This is a genomic window from Flavobacterium sp. ZT3R18 (assembly GCF_007097385.1).
Classification (GTDB): Bacteria; Bacteroidota; Bacteroidia; order Flavobacteriales; family Flavobacteriaceae; genus Flavobacterium.
Genome location: NZ_VJZS01000004.1, coordinates 51,226 through 71,268 on the forward strand (window position 1 = coordinate 51,226; position 20,043 = coordinate 71,268).

General features: G+C 36.2%; 13 protein-coding genes. 5 read left to right on the forward strand and 8 right to left on the reverse strand.

Going from position 1 to position 20,043, the window contains the following annotated elements; translation table 11 throughout:
* Positions 1-22: 22 nt before the first annotated feature.
* The gene (locus FNW52_RS06115; RefSeq protein ID WP_143376580.1) at positions 23-3,673 is read right to left on the reverse strand and encodes a T9SS type B sorting domain-containing protein; all 3,651 of its coding nucleotides are present in this window, start codon (positions 3,671-3,673) and stop codon (positions 23-25) included.
* A 160-nt stretch (positions 3,674-3,833) separates the two neighbouring features.
* Here FNW52_RS06115 and FNW52_RS06120 point away from each other — a divergent pair, with 160 nt between their 5' ends.
* Positions 3,834-6,026, forward strand: a complete 2,193-nt coding sequence (locus FNW52_RS06120; RefSeq protein ID WP_143376581.1) for a radical SAM protein — start codon at positions 3,834-3,836, stop codon at positions 6,024-6,026.
* Positions 6,027-6,112: 86 nt separating this feature from the next.
* Here the strand turns inward: FNW52_RS06120 and FNW52_RS06125 are convergent, their stop codons facing one another.
* The 5 genes from FNW52_RS06125 to eat form a co-directional block, all read right to left on the reverse strand.
* Positions 6,113-7,495, reverse strand: coding sequence for an aldehyde dehydrogenase family protein (locus FNW52_RS06125; protein WP_143376582.1), 1,383 nt, complete (start codon positions 7,493-7,495; stop codon positions 6,113-6,115).
* Complete coding sequence (locus tag FNW52_RS06130; protein WP_143376583.1) at positions 7,486-8,154, reverse strand: gamma-glutamyl-gamma-aminobutyrate hydrolase family protein; 669 nt, start codon at positions 8,152-8,154, stop codon at positions 7,486-7,488. The genes FNW52_RS06125 and FNW52_RS06130 overlap by 10 nt, the downstream gene beginning before the upstream one ends.
* 3 nt (positions 8,155-8,157) lie before the next feature.
* Positions 8,158-9,294 (reverse strand): iron-containing alcohol dehydrogenase, encoded by a 1,137-nt coding sequence (locus tag FNW52_RS06135; protein WP_143376584.1) that lies wholly within the window; start codon positions 9,292-9,294, stop codon positions 8,158-8,160.
* Between the two features lie 144 nt (positions 9,295-9,438).
* Positions 9,439-10,797, reverse strand: coding sequence for a glutamine synthetase family protein (locus FNW52_RS06140; RefSeq protein ID WP_143376585.1), 1,359 nt, complete (start codon positions 10,795-10,797; stop codon positions 9,439-9,441).
* 165 nt (positions 10,798-10,962) lie between these two features.
* Positions 10,963-12,258, reverse strand: a complete 1,296-nt coding sequence (gene eat / locus FNW52_RS06145) for an ethanolamine permease (RefSeq protein WP_143376586.1) — start codon at positions 12,256-12,258, stop codon at positions 10,963-10,965.
* Positions 12,259-12,547: 289 nt separating this feature from the next.
* Here eat and FNW52_RS06150 point away from each other — a divergent pair, with 289 nt between their 5' ends.
* The 4 genes from FNW52_RS06150 (at position 12,548) to FNW52_RS06165 (ending at position 17,889) form a co-directional block, all read left to right on the forward strand.
* Complete coding sequence (locus FNW52_RS06150; protein ID WP_143376587.1) at positions 12,548-13,033, forward strand: acetyl-CoA carboxylase biotin carboxyl carrier protein subunit; 486 nt, start codon at positions 12,548-12,550, stop codon at positions 13,031-13,033.
* Positions 13,034-13,037: 4 nt separating this feature from the next.
* The gene (accC, locus tag FNW52_RS06155; protein ID WP_143376588.1) at positions 13,038-14,480 is read left to right on the forward strand and encodes an acetyl-CoA carboxylase biotin carboxylase subunit; all 1,443 of its coding nucleotides are present in this window, start codon (positions 13,038-13,040) and stop codon (positions 14,478-14,480) included.
* Between the two features lie 3 nt (positions 14,481-14,483).
* A complete protein-coding gene (locus FNW52_RS06160) occupies positions 14,484-16,025 on the forward strand; it encodes an acyl-CoA carboxylase subunit beta (protein WP_143376589.1) in 1,542 nt (513 codons plus the stop codon).
* Between the two features lie 373 nt (positions 16,026-16,398).
* On the forward strand, positions 16,399-17,889 hold the full coding sequence (locus tag FNW52_RS06165; RefSeq protein WP_143376590.1) for a Fic family protein: 1,491 nt from the start codon (positions 16,399-16,401) through the stop codon (positions 17,887-17,889).
* A 39-nt stretch (positions 17,890-17,928) separates the two neighbouring features.
* Here FNW52_RS06165 and FNW52_RS06170 read toward each other — a convergent pair whose 3' ends face one another.
* Both FNW52_RS06170 and FNW52_RS06175 read right to left on the reverse strand, forming a co-directional pair.
* Entirely contained in the window at positions 17,929-18,615 is a 687-nt protein-coding gene (locus tag FNW52_RS06170) for a response regulator transcription factor (protein ID WP_143376591.1), read from the reverse strand.
* Positions 18,616-19,875: a sensor histidine kinase KdpD gene (locus FNW52_RS06175; protein ID WP_143376592.1), complete on the reverse strand. Its 1,260-nt coding sequence runs from the start codon at positions 19,873-19,875 to the stop codon at positions 18,616-18,618.
* Between the last annotated feature and the right edge of the window lie 168 nt (positions 19,876-20,043).

Here is a 20,043-nt window from a genome sequence, read left to right on the forward strand (position 1 = left end):
TTAGTTTTCTTAAAATTGATTTCTACCTTTTTAAACTAAAATGACCTTTGTGTTTTTTTCCATTGGCTCTGGTCACTATAAACCAATAATCGGTAGCAGGAAGTTCCTGGCCATTGAATGTTCCGTCCCAACCCGAATCATTATATTTTAACTCTTTGATAAATTTTTCATAGCGATCAATGATTTGAATTTTCAGACCAGGTTCAAAATAGGAAAGTTTAATATTCCAAGTATCGTTGAATCCATCCCCGTTTGGCGTAAAAAATTTTGGATGCATTAATAAATACACCTCGTCATTTACAGTTCCGCATTGATTTTTATCGTTAACATATACGGTATAACTTCCATTATTTAAGCCATTAAAAACATTGCTATCCTGGTAGTGAATTCCATCTATAGAATATTCATAATTACCCAACCCAGTGGCATAAACTGTGATTATGTTTTCGTCATTGGTCCAGTCTTGTATTTCTATATTGGTAATGGTGGCTGGGTTTGATAAAAAGACATTGAAATTTTTTCTTGATGTACAAATTAATGGATTATTATTTTCTGTAACCTCAACCCAATAATTCCCTGGCTGGTTGATTACAATTGTTTGGGATGTTGCCCCTGTTGACCATGAATAAGTTTGAAATCCAGTACCTGCATCAATAATAACGTTTTTACTTACGCAAAGGGGATAAGCGTCCAGCATATTTATTACCGGAGAGGCAATAAAGGTGAATTTCAATTCCGCTACTTTGTAGCAAGAAGTGGCAGGGTTGGTAACTCTAACATAAACCGTGTTGTTGCTATTGCTTAAATTACAAGAGGAAATATTGGTAATTTGACCTGTGTTGTTATTGTTTTCTGCGCTCGAAAGGCTATTGTAATAAGTAAAACGATAATTTGTAGAATTAGTAATAAGATTAGCATTGTAAATTGTTAAATCAACATTTTCCGAGCCATCATTCAACTTATCGCACTCCGTTGTCTGATAATCATTTGCAGGAGGAATGGTTAAATACGCACTATAAACATAAGCGGTATTTGTTAGAGACTTGCAAGTTGTACCTTTTTTTACAACTAGGGAGTAAGAGGTGTTGCTCGTTAAATTAGTAATAACAGGATTAGTAGTCCAAGTGATTCCACCATCAAAACTATAAAAATCACCAAGTGTTGTGATGGAAATGTTGGCATAAGTGCCGCAACCTGCAGGTGTTATGATGTATAGTGGATAGCTCGTTTCTAATTTATTCAAATAGACATATACATTTGGCGACGTGCAGCCTTGCGCGTTTTTTATTTTTATAATATAACTTCCAGCAGCTAGATTACTTAAAGTGTTGGATGTTTGCCAAGTGGTACCTCCGTCGAAACTGTATTGAGCGGCAGGGCTGGAAATGGTAATGCTTCCTAAATTAGAACAATAAGGTTGATTGGCAATGTATAAAGGTGCTGTCAAAAACTCATTATAGAAAGTCACACTATTGAAATTTGAGATACAGCCAAATTGATCTTTTGTACGAATCAGATAGGTTCCCAATGGCAGGTTGGTCGCTGTATTGCTTGATGTCCAGGTAACACCATCATCAAAACTGTAGGCTGCGGCAGAAGTAGTTATTGTAATACTTCCAAAACCGCCACAGCTGGTTGGGTTAATGGAAGTTATATTTGGGAATGAGGACAAATAAGGGACTATCTTGATATTTGTATTGTAAGAAATACAGCCTGATGCTGTTTTTATTTTCACAATATAATTACCAAAAGCCAAATTGCTCATTGTAGCATTTGTTGTCCAAGTGATACCACCATCATAACTATATTGAGATGCTGGAGATGTAATTGCTATTGTTCCGGTACTCACAAAACAAGTAGGTTGTGTAACCTGAATTGTTGGCTGTACAGCAATTTGATTGGCTATAATTGTAACTGAAGCATTCGCAACACAACCAATCGCATCTGTAACGGTGACATTATAAGTTCCTATAGCATTTACCACAGCGCTTTGGGTTGTTGCTCCATTCGACCACAAATAACTGGATCCCGGAGAGGTGGTAAGTGTAGTGCTTCCGCTACAAATATTCAAAATACCTGATATGGTAGCCGAAGGATTTTTAACAACCAATTGGATGGCTATTATTTTAAAACAAGTCGCATCTTTAGAAACTCTCACAAAAATAGTTGTACTAAGACTTTCGTAATTTTTAAAATCTACAATCGCGTTTGTGTCATTGGTAGCATCAGTAAGAGTGGTAAAATAACTAAAAGTCAATCCGGTCTGGTTACCTGCAATAAGCGTATCGACATTGGTCAAGTCGAAAAATTCTTTTCCATTATGATTGGTGTCGCAAAGTTCTAAACTTCCCGTTTGAAGTGTGAAATTGCAAGTGCTAGTACAATTCATAAATGAAATATCCCAACCTGGATTAGCATCGGTATCACTTGCAGAAGCAAAACTTGTTCCATTACAATTGGTTTGTGTAATTCCGTAATTGATAGTTACTCCAACATTATAATTACCTGTCGTAACATTTGGCAAGTTTGTTGCTAAAAGATCAAAACAAAAACGATGGGTAATTAAGTCTAATGATAATGGAGTTTGAGAGGTGTAAACTACAGTATTTGAGGAGTCATAAACTTTCATTGTAATCGATGAAACTGTTGCAGAAATACCACCGGAATTAGGCAAAGTATAATTTCCACAAACAGAAATAGGCATGGTTGGACAAATTTTGTATAAAGGATCCAGTTCAATGCTTCCTTGTAAATTTTCATCAGAATGCAACAGACAAATATCATCTACATAGGCATAACCAAAATGGCCTCCCAAACCACATCTCGATGCCATAAACTCTATTGTAAATTCTTCATTATTGGGGATACCAGAAATATCTAAAATACCTGATTGCCAATTTTTGGTATACAATACGATACTTCCCCCTTCTAGATTAGGTGCTTGTGAGAAAATACAATTTGTGGGATCACCAATTGTACAAAATTCACTAATAACTACACCATTTTTATTCAGAATTCTAGCTTTGAAATAGGGTTGCTCATTGTTATGGCCACTATCTGTAATACTTTGTAATACTGTTTTATAATTAAATTTTACGCTTGTTTCATTATTCGTTTTAAAACGCTTTGCCTGCACTAAGCCGAGTGCCGATAGGTAGGTATGCTTGTAATTAACTTGTAAGGAATATTGGTCAAAAGCATTGATATTTCCAATATATTCATCCAAAAAGTTAGCAGGAACAGTCGATGCCATCAAACCCGAATCGCTTGGGTCGTATTGTTTAATGTCTCGATTTGCAGTAATTGTTTCTGCCTTACATTGAGTTGGGTTTATAGGTTCTGCTGTTGTATATTGAAAATTCTTTAAAATATTAATGCCAGAAATTGTTTCAAATTCCTCAAGGCCTCCATTAGCACACATCTGAACAGCGGCTTGTGACAATGCAGAACGGCTACTCTGTTTGTTTTGGTGATCTATGCTCTGTTGCTTTTTTACAAAATAAGCCTCGCGTTCGCTAGGATCAGTTATCAGATGGCCATTTTGATCTTCTATCAATATCTCTTTGCTAAAAGAAAATTTCGAAATTTTTTTATCGGCTGTATTTTGCAAAGTATTTTGAGCAAAAAGTGAAATTGAAGTTAAATAGAGTAAAAAGGCTAATATGTTTCTCACAATCAATATTTTTTAAGGACGCAAATGTAGCTAAATATAGATAAGTTAGTACTAGGAAGTTGTTATTTATAATTTTAGTCGTACGAATATAAATGTAAGCAAAAAAACTTTTATCCAAAAAACAATAAATATCCCTTATTTTTGCACAAAATAATATCCCTTGAAAACCAAACTTTTCCTCATCACGCCCCCGTTTACCCAACTGAATACGCCTTATCCAGCAACGGCTTATATCAAAGGGTTTCTAAATACCAAAAATATTGAATCGGTTCAGGCGGATTTGGGGATTGAAGTGATTTTGAAATTGTTTTCGAAAGAAGGGTTAAAAGATTTGTTTAAAGTTCAAAGTTTAAAGTTTGAAGGACTGTCTGATAATTCCAAGAGAATTTTCGCTTTACAGGACGAATACGTTAAAACCATCGATTCGGTTATTGCTTTTTTGCAGGGAAAAAATCCAACCTTGGCGCTTCAAATTTGCCAGGAAGATTTCTTGCCGGAAGCATCCCGTTTTGCACAATTGGAAGAATTGGACTGGGCTTTTGGAACGATGGGAACACAGGACAAAGCCAAACATTTGGCGACTTTGTATCTTGAGGATATCTCCGATTTTATTGTGGAATGTGTCGATGAAAATTTTGGTTTCAGTCGGTATGCGGAAAGACTGGGGCGTTCTGCCAATTCTTTTGATGAATTGTACGAAGCCTTGCAACAAGAACCCACTTATATTGATAATATTTTGCTTTCTATTTTAAAGGACAGAATCGAAACCATTCAACCCACTTTATTCTTGATTTCGGTTCCATTTCCGGGGAATTTATATTCGGCTTTTCGCTCGGCGCAATGGGTGAAAAAGCATTATCCGAATATCAAGATTTCTATGGGTGGTGGTTTCCCTAATACAGAATTGCGTTCGCTATCTGATGCTCGGGTTTTTGAGTTTTTTGATTATATCACTTTGGATGATGGTGAAACGCCGATAGAAGAATTAATTTTCAATATTGAAAATCCAAAACATAATTCGTATAAAAGAACCTTTTTATTAGAAGACGGTTTAGTAGTTTATAAAAATAATTCCACTAAACCAGATTACAAACAATCCCAAGTGGGAACGCCCGATTATTCGGATTTGCTTTTGGATAAATACATTTCGGTTATCGAAATTGTGAATCCGATGCACCGTTTGTGGAGCGACGGACGCTGGAATAAACTCACGATGGCGCACGGTTGCTATTGGGGGAAATGCACATTTTGCGATATTTCTTTGGATTATATCAAGGTGTACGAGCCTGTAGCCGCAAGTTTGTTGTGCGACCGAATGGAAGAAATGATTGCCCAAACGGGAGAAACCGGTTTTCATTATGTCGATGAAGCTGCACCACCCGCTTTGATGCGAGCATTGGCACTCGAAATCCTAAGCCGAAAACTGGCAGTAACTTGGTGGACAAACATTCGTTTCGAAAAAAGTTTCACCCAAGATTTGTGTCTGTTACTCAAAGCCTCAGGCTGTATTGCTGTTTCGGGAGGGCTAGAAGTGGCTTCGGACAGATTACTGAAACTAATTGACAAAGGTGTAACTGTAGAGCAAGTGGCGAAAGTCACTCGGAATTTTACCGAAGCAGGCGTAATGGTACACGCCTATTTGATGTATGGTTATCCAACGCAAACCGTTCAGGAAACGGTTGATAGCCTCGAAATGGTGCGTCAATTGTTTGAGGCTGGGGTTTTGCAATCTGGTTTTTGGCATCAATTTGCGATGACGGCGCATAGTCCGGTGGGTATGTTTCCGGAGCAATTTGGGGTTCTGAAAGAAAATGAAGCTATAGGCACTTTTGCCAATAACGATATTAATTATACCGATTCTACGGGAATCGATCACGATAAATTTAGTTTTGGACTCAAGAAATCGCTGTTCAATTTTATGCACGGGATTTGTTTTGACTACGAATTGCAGGATTGGTTCGATTTTAAAATTCCGAAGACGAAAATAGGAGCTGATTTTATTTTTGATGCCCTTCAAGAGGAATCCAATTTTAATACCAAACCTACAGCCAAAATGGTTTGGCTAGGCGGAAAACCATCAATTGAAACATTCACTAAAACCAAAAAAGGGAATTCTTGGGAAATGATGTCGCTGACTTTTCACGATAAAAAAGAAAGTTTTACCGTTCAGACCAATAAAACGGAAGGAGAATGGTTGGTTGAAATGCTTCATAAAATCTCGGTTTCGAATGCTAAAACCTATTCTTTTCAGGAAGTAAAAGCCGATTTTGAAACTCATTTGGAGGATTTCGAATTGTTCTGGTATTCCAAACCTGTGAATACTTTGAGGGAATTCGGGTTGTTGGTGCTTTAGATTTTTGTAAAAATGAAGTGTTAAAGAATTAGTGCTAATTCGTGAAATTCGTGTTAACTTTTATTTTTTTTCTGAATATTAGCAGTCTATTTTTTCCAATCCCCTCGTAAATGATAGGCTTTAGGTTTTGTAAAAGCGCGAATCCCAACATGAGAAAGTGTCGAACCAAAACCAGAATTTTTTCGCCCAGACCAAGGTAAAGCGGGAGAAACACGGTCGCAGCAGTTCCAATAACTGGTGCCAGAGTTTATTTTTGTTAAAATATTTTCTCCTCTTTTTTGTGATTTTGAATATACGGCGGCGGTCAGTCCATAGGTGGTGTCATTCATAAGTTGGATTGCCTCTTCATCATTTGCAACCTTCATAATTCCGATAATTGGTCCAAAAGATTCTTCCTGCATTACTAGCATATCGTTTGTTACGTTTGTTAATACAGTTGCTTCAAAATAGTTACCAGGTTTGTCGATACGTTTTCCGCCACAGTTAATTTTAGCCCCTTTTGCCAAAGCATCTTTTATTTGATTTTCAAGAATTTCTATTTGTGCAGATCGAGTAAGTGCCCCTAGATAAACGCCATCAGCTGTAGGTAAGCCAGATTTCCATGATTTTACTTCTTCAACAAAGTATCGAACATAATCATCATAGTTTTTTTCTTGAACGTAAATTCGTTCTACAGAGCAACAACTTTGACCATTATTGTAAAAAACGCCATCGGCAGTTCCAATGGCAATGTTTTTAATATCTTCTACATCATCAGCGACATATAATGGGTCTTTTCCACCCAATTCAATTTGGCAAGGCACCATTTTAGAGGCTACTTTTTGGTATATAAATTGCCCCGTTTTATAAGAACCTGTAAAAAAATAACCGTCAAAATTCATTTCTAATAATGCAGCTCCTATGTCGCCTTTTCCTATAGCAATTTCAAAAACATTGGAAGGTACACCCGCTTCTAAAATCAATTTCTGAATTTCTAATCCTGTTAAACTAGCATACTCCGAAGGTTTATAAAGCACGGAATTTCCAGCTAATAATGCAGGGACAATTACGTTAATGCCTACCAAATAAGGATAATTCCAGGCCGAAATATTGCAAACAACACCTATTGGCTCATATACGATTTTCTCTCCCATACCGTCTTGCTCACTCATGTATTCGTCAGCCAAATATTTTTTAGCATTAGTGCAAAGCCAAGTAATTCGGGCTATTCCTCCATTGATTTCGTTCTTGGATTGTTGTATAGGTTTACCAACTTCCGAAGTTAGTATTTGAGCAAGATTTTCAATGTTGATTTCTAATAAATCTTTGAAATTAAATAGTATAGCGATCCTTTGATCCAAATGTTTTTCTTTCCAATCCAATTGACCTTTCTGTAAGTTGTCAAATTTTAGCGCTAAGCTTGCTTCGTTGTCTTGATTTATTTTTGTAATTGTTTCTCCTGTAGCTGGATTTTTTATTTCTAGTTGCATATAGTGTTGATTAAAGCTGTTCTTATGTTTTTACTAAAAGGATTTTCGAAATCATTCATTCTTTCGGGATGCCATTGCACGCCCAATATAAACTGTTTCTCAGGATTACTAGATTCTATTACTTCAATAACTCCATCTTCAGAAAAGGCTGTGGCTTTCAAATCCATTCCCAATTTGTCAATGGATTGATGGTGTGCACTATTGACTTCCCCTTTTTTTTGATTTACAATTTTATAAAAAAGAGAATCTTCTTCTACTCGAATGGGGTGCATTTTATCTAATTCCTCTTTTTTATGAATCTCATTTTGAGTTTTGCCATTGTCTAAATGCAAAGTTCCACCTTTATATACATTAATTAATTGTAACCCTCTGCAAATACCAAGAATGGGTTTTTTTTGTTCAAGGCACAATTTTAAAACTTCGGTTTCAAATAGATCACGGGAGACATTAAATTCTGATGGTGCATTTTCATAGGTTACCTCTTCGGTTGGTTTCATATCAATGCCACCTGTAAGCACTACCGCATCACAATTTGTTACGGCTTCCAAATTATTTTCTTCGTAGGAAAGCACTATGATTTCTATGTTTTTATCATTTTCTTTTATCCATTTTGGATAATTATGAAAATTAGTTTCGGAAAATGTAACACCTATTTTCATTTTTTAAAGCGCTTCTAAATACAATTTTTTAAAATCTTCTCTACTCACTGGTTTGGGATTGTTTGGATGGGCAAAATCTGCCAATGCCAAATCTGCTAGGGTTTCAATATGTTCTAATTTGACCCCTATTTCGCTTAATTTATGGGGAATATTTATTTTGGTATTCAAATCAAAAAGGTATTGCACTACGGCTTCTCCAGTATGTTCTTTCAATTCTAGAGTTTGTGCAATTCGTTTGAATTTGTCTTCGTTTCCTTCAATATTGAAACGCAGACCGTATGGAATATTTATGGCATTTGCCAAGCCATGATGGATGTCTAATAAAGAAGAAAGAGGGTGAGCCAAAGAGTGTACCACTCCAAGCCCCTTCTGGAATGCAATGGCTCCCATCATGGAACCCAGTAACATCTTACTTCGTGATTCTATATCTGGATTGTTGGTCGCTTTTTCTAGAGATTCACTTATTAGTTTTATTCCTTCCAATGCAATTCCATCGCAAATAGGGTGGTAGTTCTTTGCCAAAAAGGCTTCCATATTGTGTGTTAATGCATCCATGCCAGTGGCTGCTGTGATAAATGCAGGCAGCTCCATAGTTAGCATAGGATCGGCAAACACAATCGCAGCCAAAAGTTTTGGCGAAAACAAAATCTTTTTTTGATGGGTTTCATCATCAGATATAATGGAGCTTCTACCTACTTCACTACCAGTACCAGCAGTAGTTGGAATAGTAATGAGCACTGGAACATCATTTGTAATATACACATCACCGCCTATTAAATCGTCATATTTAAAAAGGTCTTCTCGATGATTGATTCGTAAGGCGATGGCTCTTGCTACATCTAATCCAGCTCCACCACCTATACCAATTATACAATCGCATTTAGCAGTGTCATAGGCGTCTCCACCTTTATAAACATCAGATTTTACTGGGTTTTTGTGAATATCGTAAAATATTTCTGGTTCAAAACCAGCCTCTTTCAAATCGGTAATTATTGTTTTAAAAAAAGGTAATGCAAAGACATTTGGATCCGTTGCGATTAAAGGCTTTTTGAATCCGTTTTTTAATAAATAGGCAGGCAATTCTTTTATAACACCTGCTCCAAAACGAATTATTGTCGGGAAATTAAATTGTGATATCATATTTTTTGTTGTGTGTTTTGTTTTTTAACTATTCGTTTTTTTTTAGTTGCTAAGTTTCTAAGAATCGTGGCTTTTGTGTTTTAATTGTCAGCTTTAATCTTAGCAACTTAGTGTCTTAGAATCTTTGGTTCTATTGAGAATAAATTAAATTATTTCAAAATAGCGTTTCATTTCCCAATCGGTTACTACTTTGCTAAATTGTCTCCACTCCCATTCTCTGGATTGTGCAAAATGTTGAACAAATGTTTCGCCAAAAAGTTCGTTTGCAATTTTTGAATTCTTCATTAGTAGGGTACTGTCTATTAAATTTTTAGAAAGGCGACCATTGCTTTCATCGGTATAACCATTTCCAATTGTTCGGGCTTGTTTGAGTTCTAAATTGTTTTTTATTCCATACAATCCAGCGGCCAAACAAGCCGATAGGGCTAAATAGGGGTTGGTGTCTGCCCCAATAATTCTAGTTTCCAGTCGGCAGGATTTAGAACCCAACGGCAAAGATCGCAACGCCACAGTGCGATTGTCAATCCCCCAAGTAAGAGTTGTTGGTGCCCAAGCTCCTTCAACCAAACGTTTGTATGAGTTTACTGTTGGCGCAATCATGGGTAAAATTTGGGGTAAGCAAAGCAATTGACCCGCAATGTAACTACGCATCATATCACCCATTTTGTTGGGATCGTTTTCGTCAAAAAATAAATTTTTGGTTGCGTCAGCATTCCAAATACTTTGATGTATGTGACCGCCACAACCGGGTAGGTTTTCAGAAATTTTGGCCATAAAAGTAGCCATAATGCCATGTTTGTATGCAATTTCTTTTACCGAAGTTTTAAAAAGTGTTGCTCTGTCTCCAGACAAAATGGAAGTGCCGTATTGTATGGCAACTTCATAAGTACCAGGGCCTGTTTCGGTATGCAATCCTTCTACAGGAATATCAAATTGAGTTAATAGGTCGAATAAATCTGTAAAATAATCATTCTTTAACGAGGTTCTCAAAATAGAATATCCAAACATTCCTGGGGTAAGAGGATTGAGGTTTTGAAAATTTTTGGCTGCAGCCGATTCTGGAGTTTCGGCAAAATTAAACCATTCAAACTCTTGAGAAACCAAAGGTGTAAATCCAGCTATATTGGCTTGATTTTCTATTTTTTTTAATAATTGTCTTGGGCAAATTTCAAGTGGATTTCCATCAACTTTTATAAATTCGCCAAGAAAAAAGGGTATGTTGTTTTCCCAAGGAATTTTTCGAAATGTGTTGAAATCCAGTTTTACTTTGGCATCTGGATATCCAGTGTGCCATCCAGTATAAGTGCTATTGTCATAAGACACATCGGCCATATCCCAACCAAAAACTACATCACAATATCCAAAATCACTTTCATAAATGGATAGAAACTTTTCCTTAGAGATATATTTACCTCTCAAAACGCCATCAATGTCACAAATAGCTAGCTTTACTTTGCCAGAAGGATGATGTTTTATGTAATCTATAATTTCAGCCTTGTTCATTTTTAATGTTTTTTTTGAATTTATAAAAGGGTTTAAAAAATGATGTGTTTTTAGAGTTTGTTTTTTTGTGTTAATCAAATTCATAGATAGTTACAACAGAGACTTGATTTGTGAATTCAGTTTACAATCATTATGAAACTATGCAATTTAATAGCATTCAATGTGTTATTTATGAAAAATTTTGAACAATATATAACTGATAATGATAAATCCAAAATAATACAAAGCTAAAGTCTGGTTATAATAACTCATTGCAACAAGCGATATCAATCCGATAACTAAAGCCACAATAGGTAGAATTGGATACATTGGTACAACAAAAGGGCGTTCCAATTCTGGCTCCGTTTGACGTAATTTTAATAAAGACATCATAGAAAGTACATATAAAGTAAGTGCTCCAAAAACGGCTATTGTAATAATGTCGCCAGTTTTGTTTGTGAATAAAGCTATAATTCCCAAAAGCATATTTATTATCAGTGCATTTGAAGGGGTTTTAAATTTTTCATTTACTTTTCCAAGAAATTTTGGTGCGTAACTTACTTTTCCAAACTCCATTGTTGCTCTACCGCCTGCAAGTATAAGTCCGTGAAAAGAAGCAATTAGCCCAAAAAGACCAACGCCAATAAGCAATTGATACATGATACTATTTGAAGAAACTACCATACTCATAGCCATTGGCAAGGGAGAATCGGATAGACTGCCGTCTGCTTTATAAACTACTTTTTCCCAACCACCAACACCAATAGCGGCAACATAAACCAGTACACATAATAGTAATAATGTAAAAAGCGCACTTCCAAATCCTTTTGTAATATCTCTTTGCGGATTTTTAGATTCTTCTGCTACATTAGCAATTCCTTCTATTCCAAGAAAAAACCAGATTGCAAATGGGATTGCTGCAAATATGCCACCCAAACCATTTATACTTGGATTATGAGTAAAATTTTCGACAGTAAAATGTGGAATTGTAACACCAAAAAATAAAATTAATTCGCCAACGGCTAGAATTGTTATCAATAATTCGAATGTTGCAGCAAGTTTAACACCAATTATATTAAGAATTGTAAATATGAAGTAAGCAATAATTGCAAAACAAACAATATTTATCTGAGGGAAGTTTAGATTTAAATAGGCGCCAATGGCAAATGCAATGGCTGGCGGAGCAAATACAAATTCAACAATTTGCGCCAAACCAGTAACGAAACCAAGATCTTTTCCAAAGGCTCTATTGGCATAATCAAAACCACCTCCAGCTTTGGGTATGGCACAGGCTAATTCAGAATACGAAAAACTAAAACAGGCATACATAATTGCAATTATTATTGTGGCAATTCCCATTCCATAAGTCCCCGCTTTTTCCAGACCTAAATTCCATCCAAAATACATTCCAGAAATCACATAACCTACTCCCAAACCCCAAAGCAATAGAGGGGACAACGTTTTTTTTAAATGTGTGCTCATAAAATTTTGTTTTTGATTAATAAATGATATTTTTAAAATCGAAACTGATACTTGTTAGTTATATAGGTGTTTACTGTTTTAAGAAAATTCTGTTTTTTACGAATTATTAAATTTATATTTAAAATCAATACAATGGTAAAATTTTACTTATTTTTATTTTAATCTCAGTTTTTGTTCGTGAAAACACATTAAATAGGCGTTTTTCAATTATAAAAATGCGATATAAATTTATTTTTTTATTCACTACCATTTTCTTTGACTATTTTTACCGCTACAAAATACATATATAATGAGTCCAACCTTTAAAGTAAAAGTAAATGACACTTTTCAATTTGATTTTGAAAAGGAAAGTATTTCTCAACTGGATGCCGTACCTACGGGAGTAAATGAATTTCATGTACTGCATCAAAACACACCTTATAAAGCGGAAATCATCACTTCGGATTTCAATCACAAAAGCTATACGGTTAAGGTAAACAATACCAATTATACGGTAGCGATTTCAAATCCTTTGGACGTCCTTATCAAAGAAATGGGGTTTGAGGTAGGGTTGACCAAACAGGTTAACGCGATCAAAGCACCTATGCCGGGATTAATTTTGGAAATTAGTGTCGTTGTCGGACAAACCGTAAAAGAGAATGATAATTTGATCATTTTGGGTGCGATGAAAATGGAGAATAGTTTTCTTTCGCCAAGAGATGGGGTGATTAAATCCATTTCGGTGAGTACGGGAGACGCGGTAGACAAAGGGCAGTTATTAATTGAATTCGAGTAAAATTATGCAAAAAATATTAGTTGCCAATAGAGGGGAAATTGCCATTAGGGTGATGAAAACCGCACAGAAAATGGGCATTAAAACCGTGGCAGTATATTCTACTGCCGATAGAAATGCACCGCACGTAAAATTTGCCGATGAAGCGGTTTGGATTGGGGAATCTCCATCAAACCAATCGTATTTATTAGGAAGCAAAATTATTGAAGTCGCCAAATCTTTGAATGTAGATGCGATTCATCCAGGATATGGTTTCTTGAGTGAAAACGCCGATTTTGCCGAAGAAGCCGAGAAAAACAATATCATTTTTATTGGTCCCAAGTCGAAAGCCATTAAAATCATGGGAAGTAAACTGGCGGCGAAAGATGCCGTGAAAGCCTATAATATTCCGATGGTTCCCGGTATTGACGAGGCGATTACGGATATTGAAAAAGCGAAGCAAGCCGCAACATCAATTGGTTTTCCTATCTTGATTAAAGCTTCGGCTGGTGGTGGAGGAAAAGGAATGCGTGTGGTAGAAAGTGAAGCTGATTTTGAGTCCCAAATGAATCGTGCGATAAGCGAAGCGATTTCGGCTTTTGGCGATGGTTCGGTTTTTATCGAGAAATATGTGGCTTCTCCACGACATATCGAAATTCAGGTGATGGCAGACAGTCATGGCAACATTTTATATTTGTTTGAAAGAGAATGCAGCATTCAACGTCGTCATCAAAAGGTGGTTGAAGAAGCACCTTCGGCAGTTTTAACGCCAGAATTGCGTAAAAAAATGGGTGAAGCGGCGGTCTTAGTGGCTAAATCTTGTGATTACTTAGGAGCAGGAACTGTTGAATTTTTATTAGACGAAAACAATAATTTCTACTTCCTGGAAATGAATACCCGTTTGCAGGTGGAGCACCCCGTTACGGAACTGATTACCGGTACCGACTTGGTTGAACTGCAAATTAGAGTGGCAAGGGGAGAAGCATTGACTATCAAACAAGAAGACTTGAAAATAAAAGGACATGCATTGGAATTGCGTGTGTATGCCGAAGATCCGCTGAATGATTTCTTGCCGAGTGTGGGTCATTTGGATGTGTATCAATTGCCTGTTGGCGAAGGAATTCGTGTGGATAATGGTTTTGAACAAGGTATGGATATTCCGATTTATTATGACCCGATGTTGGCTAAATTGATCACTTACGGACAAACCCGTGAAGAAGCGATTCAGTTGATGATTAAAGCGATTGAAGACTATCAGGTAGAAGGAGTGCAGACGACTTTGCCTTTCGGTAAGTTTGTTTTTGAACATGAGGCGTTTCGTTCCGGAAAATTTGATACGCATTTTGTGAAGCAATATTACAATGCCGATGTATTGAAAAACCAAATGGCGCAAGAAGCCGAAATTGCTGCTTTGGTGGCATTGAAACAGTATTTTGAGGACCAAAAAATCGTACGCTTACCAATTCAGTAAATTATGCAAGACAAAATAAAAACACTAAACGATAAAATTGCCGAAGCCCATTTGGGTGGAGGAATAAAACGTATTGCGAAACAGCATTCGAATAAAAAACTAACGGCAAGGGAACGCATCGATTATTTGATGGATGAAGGTTCTTTTGAAGAAATCGGGATGTTGGTGACCCACCGAACTACTGATTTTGGAATGGAAAAAGAAATGTATTATGGCGATGGAGTCATTACAGGATACGGAACCATCAACGGTAGATTGGTTTATATTTTTGCACAAGATTTTACGGTTTTTGGTGGTTCGTTATCCGAAACACATGCCGAGAAAATTTGTAAAATAATGGATATGGCAGTCAAAATGGGTGCGCCTATGATTGGACTGAACGATTCTGGTGGGGCACGTATTCAGGAAGGCGTTCGTTCTTTGGGCGGTTATGCCGATATTTTCTTTAGAAACGTACAAGCCAGTGGCGTGATTCCGCAAATCTCCGCGATTATGGGACCTTGCGCCGGTGGAGCGGTGTATTCTCCTGCCATGACTGATTTTACGATGATGGTTGAAGACACCAGTTATATGTTTGTAACGGGGCCAAATGTGGTAAAAACAGTGACGAATGAATCGGTAACTTCAGAGGAATTGGGAGGGGCAAGTACGCATTCTACCAAGTCGGGTGTGGCACATTGCACCTCGACAAATGATGTGGTTTGTTTGGAAGACCTCAAGCGATTGTTGAGTTATTTACCTCAAAATAATAAAGAAACTGCACGCAATTTGCCGTACGAACTCCAAGATGAGGTACGCGAGCAATTAGCCGGTATTATTCCGGATAATCCGAATAAGCCTTATGACATGCACGCTGTGATAGCTGGGATTATTGACGAAGATTCGTTTTTTGAGATTCATAAAAATTATGCCGAAAACATCCTTGTGGGTTTTGCCCGATTGGGAGGCCGAAGCATCGGAATTGTAGCCAACCAACCGATGTTTTTGGCGGGTTGTCTGGATGTCAACAGTTCGAAAAAAGCGGCGCGATTTACCCGTTTTTGTGATGCGTTTAATATTCCGTTATTGGTATTGGTAGATGTACCGGGCTTTTTGCCGGGAACCGACCAAGAGTGGAACGGTATCATTGTTCACGGAGCGAAATTGCTTTATGCCTTAAGTGAAGCAACCGTGCCAAGAATTACCGTGATTACCCGTAAAGCCTATGGTGGAGCTTATGATGTAATGAATTCCAAACACATTGGTGCCGACATGAATTTTGCCTGGCCTACTGCCGAGATTGCCGTAATGGGAGCTAAAGGTGCCTCGGAAATTATCTTCAAAAAAGAAATCTACGACGCCGAAGACCATGAGGCTAAACTCTTGGAAAAAGAAGCCGAATACGCTGATTTGTTTGCCAATCCGTACACAGCAGCACAACGTGGTTTTGTAGATGAGGTGATCCTTCCGCAAGACACGAGACGCAAATTGATAAAAGCGTTTAGCATGCTGGAGAATAAAGTAAGTGTTACTCCAGATAGAAAACACGGGAATATTCCTTTGTAATCTTTCAATAAGAAATTGAAATTGAAAAACCACCTGATTATTTTAGGTGGTTTTTTGTTGGACATGTTTTGCCAAAGTTGCTGTTTCAATTATTTGTCTATCCGTTTTACAGTAAAAGTATCTTGTTTTATTAATTTTACCGAAGCAGATATAGGTTTTGTCATAAAAACCTTCCGATTTGTCAATTTTACCGTAGCGATTATTTGTTTTTCCGTAAAAAGCATTCAAAATAATTATTTTTCCAATGAAATAATTGTTTTTCCATGAAATTTATTAAAAATTGATTGCAATTAAATAATTGTTTTTCCATATTTGTATTCAATTTTAATTGTTTTTCCAGATCAATAATTGTTTTTCCAAAAAAGAGAGTAGTATGGAACAAAAAATAGGGTTTTCTTGGCTGAAAGAATTTTATAAATTGAATAAATGTTCTTTGAAGCATCAATCCTTTATTGGAAAAAAGGATGGAATAGAAATAACTTCAAAAGGCATCGTTCTTCAGGTCTTTAGATCTAGTAAGTTTGCCGTTGAAAACAATCCGCTGGAACACCTTGTTTTTGGGCTGAAATACGACTATCTTGATTTTCATTTATTAAAATCAGTTTTTAAAAAAATTCCTGAGAAAGAAATTATTGCTTTTATAGGTAATTCTCCGTCAGGAATATATTCTAAAAAAATTGGTTTCCTATTTGAATTTCTTATGGATAAATCGTTGGATATAGACTTTGTTATTCCCGGGAATTATGTTGATTTATTAGACGAGAAAAAATATATCGTTGGGAAAACGGTTAAGAATTCTAAATGGAAAATCAACGATAACTTGCTGGGAACTCCAGATTTTTGTCCAATAGTTAGAAAAACAGCCGAAATAGAAATTTTTCAAAGTATTGATATTTCAGCTCAAATAATGCAGCTACGAAAAGAGTATCCGTTGGATATCTTTACTAGAGCGACTAATTATTTATACGGAAAAGAAACAAAATCATCGTATGAAATTGAGCATGAAAAACCTTCGCCAAAACGGATAGAACGCTTTGTCTCCTTGCTGATGAAAGCGGGGACAGTAGCTGAAGATAATATGTTTGATGAGGGGTATTTGACTCTTTTGCAAAATGAAATTGTTGACCCAAGATTTGCCGTAAAACGGTATCGCGATTTTCAGAATTATGTGGGGCAGTCACTTCCCAATTATTCGGAAATGCTGCATTATATATGCCCACCGCCAGAACTTGTACACTCGTTGATGCATGGTTTAAAAGAAGTTGCTCTAAAAACGGGAACTGCATCAGCATTAGTTCGAGCCAGCACTTTGTCATTTGGGTTTGTTTTCATTCATCCATTTGAAGACGGAAATGGACGTTTGCATCGATTTTTGATTCATGACACTTTGGTTCGGGATAAAGTGGTTCAAGATGGTTTAATTATCCCAGTTTCAGCGCATATATTGAATAATCTCAAAGAATATGATGGGGTATTAGAAGATTTTTCTAAAGTATTAATGCAAATAATTGATTATGAAAAAGATGATAAAGGGAACGTTCGTGTTTTAAATTTGGAGGAAATAGAAAGTTATTACCGCTTTCCTGATTTGACGGTACAAACTTCTTTCTTAGGAAAAACGATTCAAGAAACCGTGATGACAGACATTCCGAATGAGCTTGAATTTATTATGAGATATGATGAATTGAGGTTGTCTATTCAAGAAATTGTTGATATGCCTGATGCTGAAATTAGCAGAATGATACTTTTTCTTCATCAAAATAAAGGCATATTCCCAAAAAGGAGAAGAAAAGATTTCGCTAAATTAATCGATTCAGAAATTGAATTGATGGAGAAAGAATATTTGACTATTTTCGAAATGTAATTACCCCGCTTTTTGAGTCTATTAATGGGTTCTTATCTGTTACTCCACAAAAAACCTAAACCCAATCCCATGTAAATTCTCAATCGCAATCCCTTTCTCATTTACCAAAATTTTGCGCAGGCGGGAAATAAAAACATCGAGACTACGCCCCATAAAATAATCGTCATCGCCCCAAAGAGAAGTTAGGATTTGCTCTCGTTTTAAAACTACATTTTTATTGTCGAGAAATAATTTCAAAAGATCCGCTTCGCGTTGGGTGAGGGGTATCTTTTCTGTTTCATTGAATAGAATGAAATTTTTGGTGTCGAATTGGTATTTTCCAATTTGATAAATTGATTTTTCAATCGCATTTTTTTTGCGGGAACGTCTCAAAAATATTTCAATTTTAAGGAGTAATTCTTCAATGCTAAAAGGCTTTACAAGATAATCATCAGCTCCTAACCGCAGGCCTTTGATGCGGTCTTCTTTCAGAGTTTTGGCCGATAGAAAAATAATTGGAACGTCGGTATCGAGTTTCCTGATTTCGGCAGCCAATTCAAAGCCGTCCATTTTTGGCATCATTATATCCAAAATACAAATATCGAAAACGCCTTTTTTGAAAGCTTCGAAACCTGCAGCCCCATCTTCACAATGGGTCACTTCATAGTGGTTTTGCTCTAAGTTGTCTTTGGTTAAGAATGCTAGTGTTGCATCGTCTTCGGTATATAGTATTCGAACAGTACTCATTTAGTTTTGTGGAATTAGTAGTGAAAAGGTACAACCTTTTTCTAGATTGCATTTTACAGTTATTTTCCAGTGGTGCAGGTCACACACTTTTTTCGCATAGTACAAACCCAATCCAAAACCAGTGACTTCATTGCTTTTTTGACTCGGAATCCTGTAAAATTTATCAAATATAAAGGGAATGTTTTTAGAGGAAATTCCAATGCCGTTGTCGGTAAAACTTAATTGTAAATGCTTTCCAACTTTTGCAATAGCGATATTAATTTCGGGTTTGTTTTCGCAGTATTTTATCGCATTATCCAGTAGGTTGTAAACCAAATTGGAGAAGTGAAATTCATCAGCTTCAATGGTAATTGCGGCCAAATTGGTTTTGATTTCTATATTGGTTTCGGGATGTTTTAGCTTAATGTTTTCAATTACAGATTCTAGTATAGGTAGAACATTCAGCTGGTTTTTGTTCAACACTAAAGGAGCATTATCAGACTTTGCAACGGTCAAAATTTTCTCTATATGTTGGTTTAATTTATTGCTTTGGTCAATGATAATATGGGTGTACTTTTCCAGTTTTTCGTCTTGCAGAATTGGATTTTGCTTGATGAGGTAATTGGAAGCAATTAGTATGGAGGACAAAGGCGTTTTGAATTCGTGCGTCATATTATTAATGAAATCGCGTTGTAAATCGGAGTATTTCTTTTGCTGTAAAAGCGTAAAAATAGAATATACATAAACCAGTAAAATAACAATTAACGCAATCGAAAGTACAAACCAAAATTTTAATGAACTGAACAGATAATTAGTTTCGTTAGGAAATCGAATGGCAAAATAATAGACTAAATTTTTATGTTTGGGAAAATGTACGGAATGTTTGGTTTGTTTTTTTTCGGATAGCGAGATGTAGTTGCCATAGACCATTTCGTCGCTTTGACAATTGTACATGGCGTATTCAAAATCCGTAGTGATATTCATTTTTTTGAATTCGGAGATGAGATAAAACTCTAAAATTTCGGGTTCAAAATCATTATCAATATTGACAATATAATAATCATTGGAGATTTTTCGTACTGGATTTTTACCAGGAAGTTCTTGATTGGTTCCTTGATATAGTTTTTTGGCAACTTCTAGTAAGGCAACGTGTGCTTTTTGGCTGAACTTTTTTTCTTCAATAGTAAAGGCTTCTTTCGTCCAAAGCAATTGTGCTACTAGGATTCCTATAATTGCGATTAATCCAATTAGGATGCTGCTATTGAGTTTGGTTAGTTTCATTATGTAATATTAATCAAAATTTGGATGCCTTTTTTGCATTAACAAGTCGTTAACAAAGATTAGATAGCGCTTAACAAGGGTGTCTGTTTTTCTAATCTACTTTTGGATGGATCAAATAAAACAAATTATTAACCAAAATCTGAACTATATCAGATTTAAAAAAAAATC